The organism is Candidatus Caldatribacterium sp., assembly GCA_014359405.1.
Lineage (GTDB): Bacteria > Atribacterota > Atribacteria > Atribacterales > Caldatribacteriaceae > Caldatribacterium > Caldatribacterium oleiphilum.
Genome location: JACIZN010000043.1, coordinates 1 through 14,338, shown reverse-complemented (window position 1 = coordinate 14,338; position 14,338 = coordinate 1). Strand labels below are relative to the sequence as shown.

Genomic DNA, 14,338 nt, shown 5'->3' with positions numbered 1-14,338 from the left:
CGAGTTCGTCACCGAGGCAAAACCAACCCCGGAAGAATTAGCCGATCTCCTCTTTGCCTTCACCGTTGCCAAGTACGTGAAATCCAATGCCATTGTCCTTGCCAGAGGCGGGAAAACCGTGGGTATTGGGGCAGGACAGATGAGCCGTATTGACGCCCTCCGAATCGCCATTGCTAAAGCTCAGGGGAGAGAAAAAGGCGCGGTACTCGCCTCAGACGCCTTCTTCCCCTTCAGCGACGTCGTGGAGGAAGCCGGACAGCACGGCATTCGGGCCATCATCCAGCCCGGTGGCTCCATCCGCGATGCGGATTCCATCGCTGCCTGTAACCGCTTGGGGATTGCCATGGTGTTTACCGGAGTGCGGCACTTCCGGCACTGAGGGATTCATGCGGCGGGAGAGAGATTTCCTCGGAGAAGTTGAGATTCCCGATGAACGCTATTTTGGCATTCACGCCGCACGGGCCCGGGAGAACTTCCCCCTTCCGGTTCCCGTTCCCTCCTCCCTCATTCGGGCATTTTTTGCCGTCAAATGGGCCTGCGCGGCGGCAAACCGGGATGTGGGCCTTCTTGATGAACCTGTTGCCTCGGCAATCCTCAAAGCCTGTGAAGAGGGCATGGAAGGGAAGTGGGATGGAGAAATCGTCGTCCCCCTCTTCCAGGGGGGAGCGGGAACATCCCTCAATATGAACGCGAACGAGGTCATCGCCAACCGGGCCCTCGAGATTCTCGGGCATGAAAAGGGCCGCTACGATATCGTCAATCCCTTTGACACCGTGAACCTGAGCCAGTCCACAAACGATGTCTTCCCCACTGCTTTGCGGGTGGCAGCCCTCTGGGAACTCGGGAATCTCGAGGATGCCATTGTAAAACTCCAGGGTGCCCTCCAGGAAAAGGAGAGGGAATTCGCGGGAATCCTCAAAGTCGGCCGGACAGAGCTCCAGGACGCTGTTCCTGTAACCCTGGGGATGGAATTCGGAGCCTGGGCAGAGGCCATAGGAAGGGACCGGTGGCGCCTCTGGAAGGTGAAGGAACGCCTCAAAGAGGTCAATCTCGGGGGAACAGCAGTCGGTACAGGGCTCAACGCCCATCCCCGCTACATTGCTCGGGCCATAGCCCACCTCAACGAGGTCACCGGGCTCCCAGTAGCCAAGGCGATGAACACCTTTGAGAACACCCAAAACCTTGATGTCTTCTCTGAGGTCTCAGGGCTTTTGCGCACCCTTGCCGTGAACCTCCGCAAAATCGCCAATGACCTCCGTCTCCTCTCCATGGGTCCCCGGGCGGGAATCGGAGAAATCGTCCTCCCTCCCCTCCAGGAGGGTTCCTCCATCATGCCGGGGAAGGTGAACCCGGTGCTCTGCGAGTACGTTGAGGGTATCGCCCTTGATGTTTTTGGCAAAGATCTCGCCTTAGGGTTTGCAACCTCAAGCGGGCAACTCGAGCTCAACCACCTCTTGCCCTTTGTGGCGCATTTCCTCCTTGCCATGATTGAAGAGCTCCGGGTGGCCTGTACGGTCCTTGCGGAGCGGTACATCCCCCACATCAAGGCTGACGCTTCCCGATGCCGGGAACTCCTCGAGCGGAGCTTTGCCCTTGCAACCTGCGTTGTTCCATACCTGGGGCACGAGCTCACTTCGAACCTGGTGCGGGAATGCCTCGAAAAAGGGAAGGACTTCCGGGAGCTCCTCCTTGAAAAAGGTCTCTTCACTCCTGAGGAACTGGAAATAATCCTTGACCCCACAGAGTTATCAAAACCGGGAATACCCGGTATGGGGAAACTGAAGCGAAGCGATGCAGGGAACTCCTCGTAGTCTTCGGCCGCACATTGGGATTTTCGGACGGCGGAACGTGGGGAAATCCTCACTCATCAACGCCTTGGTGGGCCAGGAAGTGGCCATAGTCTCTGACGTTCCCGGAACAACGACCGATCCGGTTTTCAAGCCCATTGAACTCCTCCCTTTTGGTCCGGTGGTCCTCATTGATACTGCTGGTCTGGATGACGAGGGGTTTCTCGGAGAGCTCCGCAAGAAAAAATCCCTTGAGGTCCTCCGCCGCTGCGACGTTGCGCTCCTTGTCTGGGACGGGAGGACAGACTTCTCCTTTGAGCGGGAAATCCTGAAACTCCTCCGAGAGCGGGATGTTCTTGTTCTTGGAGTGGCGAACAAAATCGATGAAACCGCAGAGCCCCTCCGTCCCCCCGAAGACTTCAATATCCCGGTCTTCTACACCAGCGCCAAAACCGGAGAGGGAATTCTAAAACTCAAAACAACTCTCATCGAAGCTCTGAAAAGAACCACCCAGGAAAAACCCCTCATCCGGGACTTAGTGCGCCCAGGAGACCTTGTTGTCCTTGTCGTGCCCATAGACCTTGGAGCTCCAAAGGGACGCCTCATCCTTCCCCAGGTCCAGACCATTCGGGAAATTCTCGATGCAGACGCCGTGAGCCTTGTGGTGAAGGAACGAGAGCTCAGTGAAGCCTTAGAACGCTTAAAAGCGCCGCCGAGACTGGTCGTCACCGATTCCCAGGTGTTCCACAAAGTTGCTGGAGCTGTCCCTCCCTCGGTCCCCATCACGAGTTTTTCCATTCTCTTTGCCCGCCACAAAGGGGACCTCAGAACCTTCGTGGAGGGAGTAAGAGCCGTAGAGCGCTTGAAACCTCGCGATCGGGTGCTCATCCTTGAGGCGTGTACCCATCATCCCCTTCCTGATGACATCGGGCGGGTGAAAATCCCCCGCTGGCTTCGGCAGTACCTCGGCTTTGACCTGTCTTTTGAGGTTGTGGCTGGACCCATGGTCTCTGTTCCCCTCAAGGAGTACAACCTCATCATCCACTGCGGGGGATGCATGATCAATCCCAAGGAGATGCTCTTCCGGATTGAGGAAGCCTCCCGTGCCGGAGTACCGATAACGAACTACGGTGTCCTCATTGCCTACCTCCATGGGCTCTTCCCCCGAGCCCTCGAGGTCTTCCCGGAAATGGCCTTTCTCAAGGAGGAAGAAGTTTCGCCCCTTTTCCGAAAGATTGGCGGTCGCTGGAGTCTCTAACCTCAGTTGAGGAAGGCCTGGAAGATGTCGTACTTCCGGAAGGTCAGGTACCGGTCGGTCATGACGTTCAAGGGCTTCTTGGTGAAGCGGAAATTCTCGGCAATGTAGGCAAGGAGGGTATCGAGCTCGTACTCTCGAGCGGTAACGCTCTCACTTGCCTTCCGATAGAGCGCAATCCCTTTCTCCTCGAGTTCCTCGCCCCTTCCTTTGAAGTTCCGAAGCCAGGTGCGCTTTGCAAAGGTCGCATGGAGTTCGCCGAAAATCTGCTCAGGGAAAATACCGCTCACAAAGAGGGCAATGTCTCCGGCACGCTTCAAGAAGATGAACCGGTACGGCTCATCCACCTGCTCGCTGAGCTCTGCCAGAAGGTCGAGGTCAAAGTCAGAAAGAGTCCTTTTGAAGTACACCCCACGGCCTTTCCGAATGTACACGGTGATGTTGTTGATGCGGATGAAGGAGACAAGGAGTTCCACAAGGTAATCCCGGAGGGCATCCCGCCTGAGAACCTCAAGGACCTTCTTCCCATCGAAAACCGGCACAACCGTGCGGTACCCAATGCGCTCAAGGGTGTACGACTCTCGCTCAATGTCCCGAATGGCCCGCCGGAGCAAGAGTTCAAAGTAGAGGTAAGGGCTTACCTGGACGAAGAGGTGCTCGTCCCGAGCGATACGGTCAAAGACAAGGCCGCTTTCGAGAACCTGGTTGAGGGCATCAGGGTCCTGGGTCACAAGGGACAGGAAAGCTTTTTCTTCCCCTCCCCGGCACAGGGTCTCCGCAAGGAACCGGAAATCTGAAGGAGTGAACTTTTCGAAAACCTTCCGCACCGACCTCACTCCTCAGAAGTACACACCGAATTTCTCTGCATAGAATCCCCTGACGTCCTTCACCTCTTTCCTCGTCCGGAGATTATATGGAGGGTACCAGATAACTCGCTTCTTCCAGAACTCGTCAGAACTCAGGTACCCTCGCCGCCAGATATCAAAATCGTACGCTTTGACCTGGAAGCTCAAAACGTATTCCTCGTCCATAACAAGCTGCACCAGAAGCCAGGAAGCACTGGGAAACACACGTTTCAGGGCATCGAATCCCACCCCAAGCTGGTTCCAGAACGCCTGATCGAGAGCACGGCTTGCCATCTCCATCCGGATGTAGGCCTGGTTGTCCTCTTCTGAGAATCCCGCGTCCAGGACCTTGTAACCGAACTCGGCAAGAAGAGAAGCGGTACGCCTGATGGCTTCTTCCTGAGAGGAACTCGAGGCAACGTCACTTGCGACGAGGGTAAAAGAGGTCTCGATGAGCTTCTCTCCCCGGAAAAAAAAGCGGGCTACCCATTTCCCCGGAGGAAGTGGTCTTCCTGAAAGAGGGAGTTCTCCCTTGACGCCGATGTAGTTCTTGCTCTCCTCAAGGACAAGGAGGCTCTCAATCGGTGTTCCGGAGGGAGGGAGGAACTCGAAACGGCACTCATCCCCCGCCTGTACCCCTTCAAGGAAGACCCAGAAGACCACTGCCTGATCTTCAGTGCTGAATTTATCCGTGCGGTCCAGAGGAAGACCGTCCCTATCAAGGCCCCGGCACAGAGCCCAGTCAAGGACCTGAAGCGCCGCAGCCAAAGAAGAGGCTCCCAGAAGAAACCCCAAAAAGAGAAGGAGAGCAATTCCTCTTCGCATGCAAAACACCGTTTCTATCATACCGCAAATGCCTCACGGACACAACTTCCCCGCCCGGTACGCGGCAAGGTAGTTCATGCAGAACTCATCCTTCCCAAGAAGCGCCAAAGCAGCAAAGAGAACAGACATCAAGTCCCGATCACAGGGGTCCACAATCGCCGCATCGAGGTCACACCCGGCGCAGAGAGCAAGGAACGTCCGGTTGAGGAGGCGTCGGTTCGGCATCCCAAAAGAGATGTTGCTCAGGCCACAGATGGTTCGAACTCCGGGGAATTCCCGCTTTATGGCCTGCAGGGTTTCAAGGAAGATCTTACCCTGCCTCTGGTCCGTCCCGATGGGAACAACGAGAGGGTCGATGAAGAGGCGGTCCTTTGGAATTCCGTAGTCCTCCACAGCACGGATCAGGCGTTCCACAAGACGGAGGCGGTCCTCCACCGACTCGGGAAGGCCTCCATCTCCCATCGCAAGCCCCACAACGTAAGCATCATAGGCCTTTGCAAGGGGGAGAACCCCCTCAATCCGGTGGGGTTCAGCGGTGAAAGAGTTGATCATAACCTCCTTTTTCCGGTACACCTCAAGAGCCCGAGCAAGAGCCTTATCGTTTGCCGTGTCAAGGCAAAGAGGAATGGTAACCTCCTCTTGCAAAAGCTCCACAAGCCAGGGGAGATTCACCACCTCTTCTTCCGCTTCGGTCCCTGCGTTGACATCGAGAAAATGGGCTCCTGCTGCTTCCTGCTTTTTCGCCTCCTCGATGAGGAATGCCGCATCTTTCCGCTCCAGGGCCTCCCGAATGGGTTTCCGCGCCGCATTGATGCGCTCGGCAACAATCAGCACAGCTCCACCTCCTCTTCGAGTACTTCTCCCACCTGGAACTCCTCCTGGAAAGGCCGGGCAAGGTAAAAAGACCCTGCAACCACCAGGGGAAGCCCCAGGTTTCTCGCTAAGGAAAGAGCCCTTTCCTTAGCCTGAAGGGCATCGGGAACAACTTCACACGGAACAGAAAGCTCCGAGAAAAAGGAAAAAGCCTCAAAAGCCGACATGGCCTTAGGATGCAGGGGCTCCGTGAGCACAAGGTAAGCCGAAGAACTCTTGAGTTCCTGGGCAATTCCTCTGCAATCCTTCCCCCCGAGGAACCCAAGGAGGTACACCGCTTTGTCCACCCCGAGGTAGCGCGAGAGAGCTTCCCGAAGGACCTGAAAGGAAGCCTGGTTATGCGCCACATCAAAGACAAGGAGGGGGCTCAAGGAGAGAACGTCCACCCTCCCCGGCCAGCGAAGGGACCGGAGAGCTTCCTGAAGGCGGGAAAGATCAAAGGAAAGACCCCAAAGGGCAAGGACAAGGAACGCCGCCAGAGTATTCTCCACCTGGTGGTCCCCCAAAAGAGGGAGGGAAACCTCACCTCTCCCCCACTGATTCACCTCAAAGAGGAACCGAGACCCTTGAGGACTCCGTGCTGTAATGTCTGCCCGGGCACAGGAGGACACTTCAAAAACCGGTGCTCCCCTCTTCTGAGCCTCGGCAAGAATGGTCATTCGCGCCTCTTCCCTCTGCGGGGCAAGGACAAGAGGTACTCCTGAGCGGAGGATACCCGCTTTTTCCCAGGCGATTTTCGCCAGCGTATCTCCAAGAACCTCCATGTGGTCAAAGCTCACCGGGGTGATGACGGTCACCTGGGGCTCGGAGACGTTGGTGGCATCAAGCCTTCCCCCAAGTCCAACTTCGACAACCGCAACATCCACCCCGCGCCGCACAAAGTAGAGGAAGGCAAGGCCCACAGAAACTTCAAAATACGTCGGTTTCCCCCAGGGAGACTCCCGCTCCATTGCCTCCACCACCGGACGAACTTCGGTAAGGAGTCCCGCAAGTTCCCAAGGAGCAATGCACCGGTCATCGATGCGAATGCGTTCCCGAAAGGTGAAAAGGTGAGGCTTCGAGTAGAGTCCGCAGCGGAAACCAAAAGCCCCAAAGAGACGGTGGAGGATATATGAGGTGCTCCCCTTTCCCTTTGTTCCGGCAATAAGGACTGTGGGTACGCGCTTTTCAGGGTTTCCGATTCGGGCCATGAACTCCCGCATCCGCTCAAGTTTCAAGTCCGTGTAGGGAATGTTCGTCTTCTCGTAATTGATGAGCCCGAAAAGGAATTCCAGCGCCTCTTTGTACTCCATGGTCAGTACTCCTCAGGCATTCTCTCCAAAACCTCGCAGGAGAACACCGGTCCATCCTGGCACACGTAGTACGGGCCGATGTTGCAGCGCCCGCACTTCCCAAGACCGCACTTCATCTTCATTTCCAAAGTGGTGATGATACTACGCCCCTCAAAGCCGAGCTCCCTCAGGGCTTTGATGGTAAACTTTATCATAATCGGTGGACCGCAAACAAGCGCTACCCAGCCCTCAGGAGGGAATCGAAAAACCTCCTCGAGAACTTTCGGCACAAGCCCCACCCTTTTTGTCCAGGAAGCATCCCCCTCGTCAACGGTGAGGCAGAGGGTGAGGTCCTTTCGTTCCTCCCACCGCTCAAGCTCCCAGCGGAAGACGAGGTCTTTCGGCGTACGGGCTCCGTAGAGAATGAAAACCTCTCCAAAGGACTTGCGGTGTTCCGGAGAGAGGACGTAGTTGATGAGGGAACGCAAAGGTGCAAGGCCAATGCCCCCACCGACAAAGAGGAGGTTCCTCCCAAAAAGCTCCTCAACGGGAAACCCGTTTCCATACGGCCCTCGGACCCCAACGGTGTCCCCCGGGTTCAGGCGATGAAGAGCCCCGGTAACCGAGCCGATGCGTTTCACGCTGAACTCGAGGAAAGCTCTCTCTGTGGGGGAAGAAGAAATGGAAAAGGGGGCTTCCCCCACTCCTGGCACAAAAATTTCGGCGAATTGCCCCGGACGGTACGTGAAACCCTCCGGACGCCGGATTCGAAAGGTCTTAATATCCCGGGTTTCATCGATAATCTCCTCTATGGGGAGAAGGAGAGGCACGTAAATTCCCTCAAAGGGCACAGGATATCATCCTCTCTACCGCCTCCCGAATATCCCAGTTGACCGGACAAATTTCCACACATCGTCCACATCCCACGCAGCCGAATTTTCCCTTTCGCAGGGGGAAGTACGAGAACTTGTGGAGGACCCGCTGGCGAACCCGCTGCGTGCGGTGGGGCCTGGGATTGTGAGAGGAAGCATGGAGCGTGAACTTGGGGAACATGCAGCTATCCCAGGTTCGAATCATTGCCCCCTGGAGCCTCCCCTCAAGGGCAAGGTCAAAGCAAAAGCAGGTTGGACAGAGGAACGTGCAAGCCCCGCAGTTCAGACACCTCCAGGCCACCTCCTCCCAGAGCTCTTTCTCGAAAGCCCCGTAGAGGAGCTCAGGAGTTCCTGGGGGAAGGGGCGGCGGAGCCTGCCTCTCAAGGTTCTCCTCGATTCTTTTGAGCTCTTCCTTCTCCAAAGGGGTAAGGGATCGCCCTGCCACATCTACCCCCTCGGTATAGACACCCTCAAGGAAAGGGAGGAGGAAGAAGTTCCCACCCTCCCAGGAGAGCGGATGCCCTCCCACTCTCGTACAGAAACAGGTTGCCTCAAAGAAGGTGCACCCCACAACTCCAAGGATAAGGTTTCGGCGTCTCTCGGCATAGTACGAATCCTCAGGGGAACTCCTGAGGAAAACCTCATCCAGAACATCAACGACGGCTCTGACCTCACAGGGCGCTGCAAAGAGGAGAACCTCTTCTTCCGGAGGGGGGAGGGGGGTAACATGCCAGCGTCTCTCTCTCCAGGAAAAGCGGTAGAGCGCCTCCCTCTGAGGAAGAAGGAGGGTTTTGGGAGTGGGAAGAGAAGGGAAGGGAATTTCTATGCGTCGGGCAACGATTTCGGTTGCAAAAGCCTTCCGAGATCCCACCCATTCCCAGAGTGCTTCGTACGGTATGAGCTTGCCGCTATCGGATAAACGCATTGGGATCATCCTCCCGATAGGTCACAAAAGGAGCCGGGGCCTCAAGGTCTATCCCTGCCTCAAAAGCAAAGTGTTTCCGTACCGTCTCGGAAACGGCGAAGAAAATGGTGGCAATGGGTATTCCTAAAGGACAGGCCCGCTCGCAGGCCCCGCATTCGGTGCATCTTCCTGCAAGGTGCATCGCCCTCCCCACATGGAACACAAAGTTATCCCGAAGGGTTGGGGAGGGGTGGAGGAAGGAAGGCCTGTGGCTTTCGGCAAAGCACTCCTTGCAGTAGCACAAAGGACAGGCATTCCGACAGGCGTAGCAACGAATGCAACGGGAGAGCTCCTGGGCAAAGAATTCCCACCGTTTTTCTTCGGGGAGATTCCAGAGGGAAGCGAGGGTATCTTCAAAGGGAGGGGATGAAACCTCATCCCCTACCAAGACATCGTACACCGAAGGACTTCGGTGACGGCAACGCCGACACGAAGCCTCAAGAAAGGACGAGAAGGGATACGTTTCCCCTCGGATGGAAATCTCCCCTTCCCCAAAACTCACCTCGTCCTCCCTGAGGTCTCTCCATTCCCCGAGTTTCCTCCGGTCCACCATTCCCGGACAACGTATCCCAAGAATCACAAGGTCCTCCCGGCGTACCTGGCCCTCTTTCATGAGGACCACGAGAGACCGACCATCGCACCCCTTAGCAAGAACAGCGACCTTCCCGAAACCCTTGGGGAGATGGAAGAGGTACCTTGCGAGGTTCACGCCACAGAAAGGGTTAAAGACGAGTTCTCCGAGTTCTTCCGGACTCTGGAAAAGGTGCGGTCGAGCCCGAAAAGGTAAGGAACCTTTCCTGTACCCCAAGACCCCGCGAACAACCCCTTCCTCAAGGAGTTTACGGGAAACCTCACGGAGTGCATCCGAAATCATGGGACTTTTGCTCCTCCGACAAAGGATTCGGTCCAATTCTTTGCACCGCCTCCACAACCGAAGTCACAACTTCGGCGAAACGCTGTCCCTCTGAAGCCGAAACCCAGGAAAAGTGGACCCGCCCCCCAAGGCCCAGGAATTCCAAAAGCTCATGGAGCACGAGGAACTTCCTCCGGGCAAAGTAGTTCCCCTTCAGGCAATGGCAGTCCCCGGGGTGGCATCCGGAAACGAGCACGCCACTTGCCCCCTCTCGAAGGGCCTTGAGGATGTAAAGGGGGTCGACACTGCCTGAACAGGGGACCCGAATGACCCGGATATTCGGAGGGTACTCACTCCGGCAAGATCCGCCCCTGCGTAACTGCAGAAGTGGCAGAGAAAAGCAACAATTTTAGGTTCCCACTCAAGACTCATAGAGGTACTCCACCTCGGCGAGAATAGCCTCCGGAGTAAAGCCGTACAATCGCACAGCTCCACTCCGACACGTTGCACTGCACAGTCCACACCCTTTGCAGAGGGCACGATTGACCTGGGCTACGTTCCTTTCTCTATCCACCGCAATTGCCCGGTACTGACACACCCGCTCGCAGTCCCCACAGGCGACGCACTTCTTTTCATCAACAGAGGCAATCTGAGCCTCGGCAAAGAGGAGGTTTTTGCTCAGGACCGTCATGAGACGGGCCACTGCGGCTTTAGCCTGGAGGATGCTCTCCTCAGCGAGTTTCGGTCCATGGGCAAGCCCACACACGTAGATACCCTCGGTAGCAAAATCCACCGGACGGAGTTTCACATGGGCCTCGAGGAAGAATCCGTCCTGAGTAAGGGGAACCTTGAGGAGCTTCGAAAGGGACAGGGCGTCCTCGCAAGGCTTGATACCTGTACTCAGAACGACAAGATCCGGGGAAAGGGTAACCTCTTCCTCAAGGAGAGGGTCAAAAAAGCGCACGAAGAGCTTGCCGTCCTTTTCCTCCACAGAGGGCATCTCTTCATCCCCAAACCGAAGGAAGAGAACCCCTTGTTCCCGAGCTTTCCTGTAGTACCGCTCGTAAAGGCCGTAGGTACGCATGTCCCGGTAGAGGATAACGACCTCTGTGCTTGGAGAAATTTCCTTAAGGCGCAGGGCGTTTTTCACCGCCTGGATGCAGCACACCCTGCTGCAGTAGGGATGTTCTCTATCCCGGGAACCAACGCACTGAATCATGACCACCTGTTGCGGGGAAAAGGGCTCAGAAGTGGCGATTTTCCTTTCAAGTTCCCTCTGCGTCAGGACCCGGTTACTCTTACCGTAGAGGAAAGCCCCCTCCCGCGGGATGAACTTTTCTCCCCCGGTGGCAACGATGATTCCCCCGTGCTTCACCCTGTGGAGAGTCCCCTTCCTTTCCACAACACTTTCAAAGTTCCCCACAAAGCCGTTGACCTCAAGGAGGGTGCTCTCGGTGAACACCGTAATTTTCGGGTTTTTGCTGATTTCCTCCTTGAGCCTCTCCCGAAGCGCCCCAAGGTCCACTCCTTCAATGGTGTAGGGAAGGTCCTGTCCCCCAAGTTCCTTCTTGCGCTCCACAAGGTACACCGTGATACCCTGCCTTGCCGCCTCCAAAGCAGCGGTCATTCCCGCAAGTCCTCCACCGATAACAAGGACTGCCTTTTCCACGGGAACGGGAATCGGTGTCAAGGGCTCAAGGAGTGCCGCTTTTGCCACCGCCATAGCCACAAGGTCCTTGGCCTTCTCGGTGGCTTTCTCTTTCTCTCCCTGGTGCACCCAGGAGCACTGGTCGCGGATGTTGGCCATCGCAAAGAGGTACGGGTTGAGACCTGCTTCTTTCAGGGTCTCCCGGAAGAGAGGTTCATGGGTTCGTGGGGAACAGGAGGCAACTACTACCCGATTCAGGCGATATTCTCGGATTTTCTCTTTGATTCGCTCTTGGGTGTCCTGGGAGCAGGTGTACAGGTTCTCCTCGGCGTACACCACTCCAGGAAGGCTTCTCGCCCATTCCACAACCTTCCCCGTATCTACCACTCCGGCAATGTTGATTCCGCAGCGGCATACGAAAACTCCAATTCGCAGGGACTCAGAGGTAACATCCCGCTCCGGGGGGTACGTCTTTTCCCGGATCCTGCTGAAACGAGAGGGGGCAAGGAATGACCCAACCTCACAGGAGGCAGAACTTGCCTCCACTACCGTTGTGGGTATGTCCTTGGGACCAGCAAGGCTTCCGCATACCCAGATTCCCGGCCGGACCATCCGCGTCGCAAAGGAAGAAAAGTACGGGAAACCCTCGGGGTCAAGAGGAACACAAAGTCTCAAAAGGCGTTTCTTTTCCTCCTCTGGAACCGCAAGCCCCACCGAGAGGACCACAAGGTCAAAGGCTTCGCTTTTCTTTTGCCCACCCTCGTCGACGTAGAACACAAGGAGCTTTTCTCCCTCCTGCTCGATATGGCTCACCCGCCCCCGGACGAAGCGAATACCCGCTCTTTTTGCCCGCTCGTAGTACCCTTCGAAATCCTTCCCAAAGGCCCGCATGTCGATGAGGAAAATGGTCACCTCAAGGGGGGAAGTCTTCCCCGAAGCTGAGCCCTCCTGGGGACCACAGCAAGAAGGAGAACCCTCTCCCTCAACGAGGAGGTGTTCCTGTGCCACCAGAGCTTCCTTTACAGCGTACATGCAGCAGACCGAAGAACAGTAGGAGTTCCCTCGTTTTTCGTCTCGGGAACCCACGCACTGGACAAAGGCAATCTTTTGGGGGACCTTGCCGTCGGAGGGTCGAAAAACCTTCCCCCTTGTGGGACCGGAGGCATTGAGGATTCGCTCAAAGTCAAGACTCGTGATGACATCGGGGTATCGGCGGTAGCCGAGTTCCCGAAGACGTTCCTCCGGGTGGAAAACATCGGTCCCCGTGGCGTACACAATCGCTCCGACCTCAAGCGTCCGAAGGCGTTCCCTGTCCCCATGGCGTATGGCGTTCCTCTTGCAGGCCAAAACGCAGCGCAGACACTCCGCACATCCCCCGCAGGAGAGGCAGCGCGATGCCTCTTCCACCGCCTCCTCTCTTGTGTAGCCGGACACAACTTCAGAGAAACCCAAGAGACGCTTCGAAACTTTAAGCTTTTCCGGAGGTTTCCCAGGATTCCTTTTCTCCCTCCAGGGAATGGACAGGGGAGCAGGAGGAAGCGTCTTCTCGTCAAAGGATTCTCCTCGGAGGAAGGCATCAATCGCGTACGCCGCCCGCTTCCCATGGGCTATGGCTTCAACAAGGGTTGCCGGACCAAGGACGAGGTCACCCCCTGCAAAAACCCGAGGACGGGATGTGGCAAGGTTTTTACCGACCTTTACCGTTCCCCAGGGGGTGAGCTCAAGCCCCTCATTCTCGGGAATACTCACCTTCTGCCCGGTGGCCACAATGTAGAGGTCGGCGGATACCGTAAACTCACTTCCTGGAATCACCTCGGGTCGGCGTCTCCCCGACTCATCAGGAGCACAGAGGCGGACTCCCGACATTTCAAGGAGTAAGCGTCCATCTCTTGCGATGAACCTTTTTGGTGCCGCGCAGAAAACGAACTCGACTCCTTCTTCTTTTGCCTCTTCAACTTCCTCAGGACGAGCAGGCATCTCATCGTAGGAGCGGCGGTAGTAAACGGTGACCTCTTTGGCTCCCTGGCGAAGTGCCGTTCGGGCGCAATCGACGGCCACGTTCCCTCCACCGATAACGGCAATGCGTTCTGCCTGAGGGATGTCTTCAAAGCGGTGGCAGCGGACAAGGTACGCCAAACCGTCTATGACCTGAGGATGGTCCTCGCCCTCGATGCCCAGTTTTGCCCCTTTCCAGGCTCCGCAGGCAAGGTACACCGCGGCAAATCCCCCGTGAAGAAGGTCAGAAAGCGTGAAGTCCCTCCCCCAGACGGTGCCACAGCGAATCTCTACCCCAAGCTTCCGTATTGCCTCAATCTCCCACTCCACCACATCTCGAGGGAGCCGGTAGGGAGGAATCCCAAAGCGCATCATCCCCCCTGGGTGGTCCTGGGCTTCAAAGACGACGACCTCATACCCCAAAAGACGGAGAAAATAGGCACAGCTTAAGCCACTTGGTCCAGCTCCAACCACCGCAATCCTTTCACCGCGAGCTTCCTTTGGCTCTGGGAGGAGGGGCCTTCCGAGTTCTCGCTCGAAATCGGCAAGGAAGCGCTTGAGGTACGGAATGCGTAGCGGCGCATCGAGCATCCCCCGCTGGCAGTTCTCCATGCAGGGGTGATGGCAGGCTCGACCGCAGATTCCCGGGAAGGGGTTATCCATCCGGACGACTTGCAGAGCCTCTTCGAAACGCTCCTTCCGGATGAGAGCAATGTACCCCTGGGCCTTCTGCTCAAGGGGACAGGCCGCCTGGCAGTTTGGGGTTCCTCTCTTCTCAATCTGGAAGGCTCCGGGAAAGGCCTGAGGGAAGAGGCGGTAAATAGCCTTTCGGGTGGCGAGTCTCCCCTCAAAGTCGTTCGGGATATCCACGGGACAGACCTCGGCGCAATCTCCACAACCGGTACAGGAAGCCACATCCACGTAGCGGGGATTCTCCCGAACGGTGACCACAAAATGCCCCGGCTCCCCGGAGATATCGACAACTTCGGCAAGGGTGAGAATCTCGATGTTCAGGTGGCGGCCGCACTCCACGAGCTTCGGCGAGAGGATGCACATGGCGCAGTCATTTGTGGGAAAGGTCTTGTCAAGGCGGGCCATGAGGCCCCCAATGCTCGCGGACTTCTCCACAAGGTACACCTGGAACCCTGCC

General features: G+C 56.7%; 11 protein-coding genes and 1 pseudogene. 3 read left to right on the top strand and 9 right to left on the bottom strand.

Annotated elements, in window-relative coordinates; genetic code table 11:
* From H5U36_04790 to hydF, 3 genes are all read left to right on the top strand, one after another.
* Nucleotides 1-379: bifunctional phosphoribosylaminoimidazolecarboxamide formyltransferase/IMP cyclohydrolase PurH (locus H5U36_04790; protein MBC7217472.1), on the top strand; the 379-nt coding region annotated here is incomplete at its 5' end.
* 7 nt (nucleotides 380-386) lie between these two features.
* Nucleotides 387-1,811: an aspartate ammonia-lyase gene (locus tag H5U36_04785; protein MBC7217471.1), complete on the top strand. Its 1,425-nt coding sequence runs from the start codon at nucleotides 387-389 to the stop codon at nucleotides 1,809-1,811.
* On the top strand, nucleotides 1,792-3,045 hold the full coding sequence (gene hydF / locus H5U36_04780; protein ID MBC7217470.1) for a [FeFe] hydrogenase H-cluster maturation GTPase HydF: 1,254 nt from the start codon (nucleotides 1,792-1,794) through the stop codon (nucleotides 3,043-3,045). Before H5U36_04785 ends, hydF begins: the two co-directional genes overlap by 20 nt.
* A 2-nt stretch (nucleotides 3,046-3,047) precedes the next feature.
* Here hydF and H5U36_04775 read toward each other — a convergent pair whose 3' ends face one another.
* From H5U36_04775 to H5U36_04735, 9 genes and pseudogenes are all read right to left on the bottom strand, one after another.
* The gene (locus H5U36_04775) at nucleotides 3,048-3,869 is read right to left on the bottom strand and encodes a hypothetical protein (protein ID MBC7217469.1); all 822 of its coding nucleotides are present in this window, start codon (nucleotides 3,867-3,869) and stop codon (nucleotides 3,048-3,050) included.
* A 12-nt stretch (nucleotides 3,870-3,881) separates the two neighbouring features.
* Nucleotides 3,882-4,733 carry a hypothetical protein gene (locus H5U36_04770; protein MBC7217468.1) on the bottom strand — a complete coding sequence of 284 codons (852 nt, stop codon included), beginning with the start codon at nucleotides 4,731-4,733 and terminating at the stop codon, nucleotides 3,882-3,884.
* A 12-nt stretch (nucleotides 4,734-4,745) separates the two neighbouring features.
* Nucleotides 4,746-5,546: a dihydropteroate synthase gene (locus H5U36_04765; protein MBC7217467.1), complete on the bottom strand. Its 801-nt coding sequence runs from the start codon at nucleotides 5,544-5,546 to the stop codon at nucleotides 4,746-4,748.
* Nucleotides 5,540-6,877, bottom strand: coding sequence for a bifunctional folylpolyglutamate synthase/dihydrofolate synthase (locus tag H5U36_04760; protein ID MBC7217466.1), 1,338 nt, complete (start codon nucleotides 6,875-6,877; stop codon nucleotides 5,540-5,542). The genes H5U36_04765 and H5U36_04760 overlap by 7 nt, the downstream gene beginning before the upstream one ends.
* A gap of 2 nt (nucleotides 6,878-6,879) precedes the next feature.
* Complete coding sequence (locus H5U36_04755; GenBank protein MBC7217465.1) at nucleotides 6,880-7,707, bottom strand: FAD/NAD(P)-binding protein; 828 nt, start codon at nucleotides 7,705-7,707, stop codon at nucleotides 6,880-6,882.
* Complete coding sequence (locus H5U36_04750) at nucleotides 7,697-8,653, bottom strand: 4Fe-4S dicluster domain-containing protein (GenBank protein ID MBC7217464.1); 957 nt, start codon at nucleotides 8,651-8,653, stop codon at nucleotides 7,697-7,699. Before H5U36_04750 ends, H5U36_04755 begins: the two co-directional genes overlap by 11 nt.
* Nucleotides 8,637-9,566 (bottom strand): 4Fe-4S dicluster domain-containing protein, encoded by a 930-nt coding sequence (locus H5U36_04745; protein MBC7217463.1) that lies wholly within the window; start codon nucleotides 9,564-9,566, stop codon nucleotides 8,637-8,639. The genes H5U36_04750 and H5U36_04745 overlap by 17 nt, the downstream gene beginning before the upstream one ends.
* Nucleotides 9,544-9,977 (bottom strand): annotated as a pseudogene (locus H5U36_04740) (hydrogenase iron-sulfur subunit). Before H5U36_04740 ends, H5U36_04745 begins: the two are co-directional and overlap by 23 nt.
* Nucleotides 9,967-14,338 (bottom strand): FAD-dependent oxidoreductase (locus tag H5U36_04735; GenBank protein ID MBC7217462.1); only part of this gene is annotated, 4,372 nt, incomplete at its 5' end. The pseudogene H5U36_04740 and the gene H5U36_04735, both read right to left, overlap by 11 nt.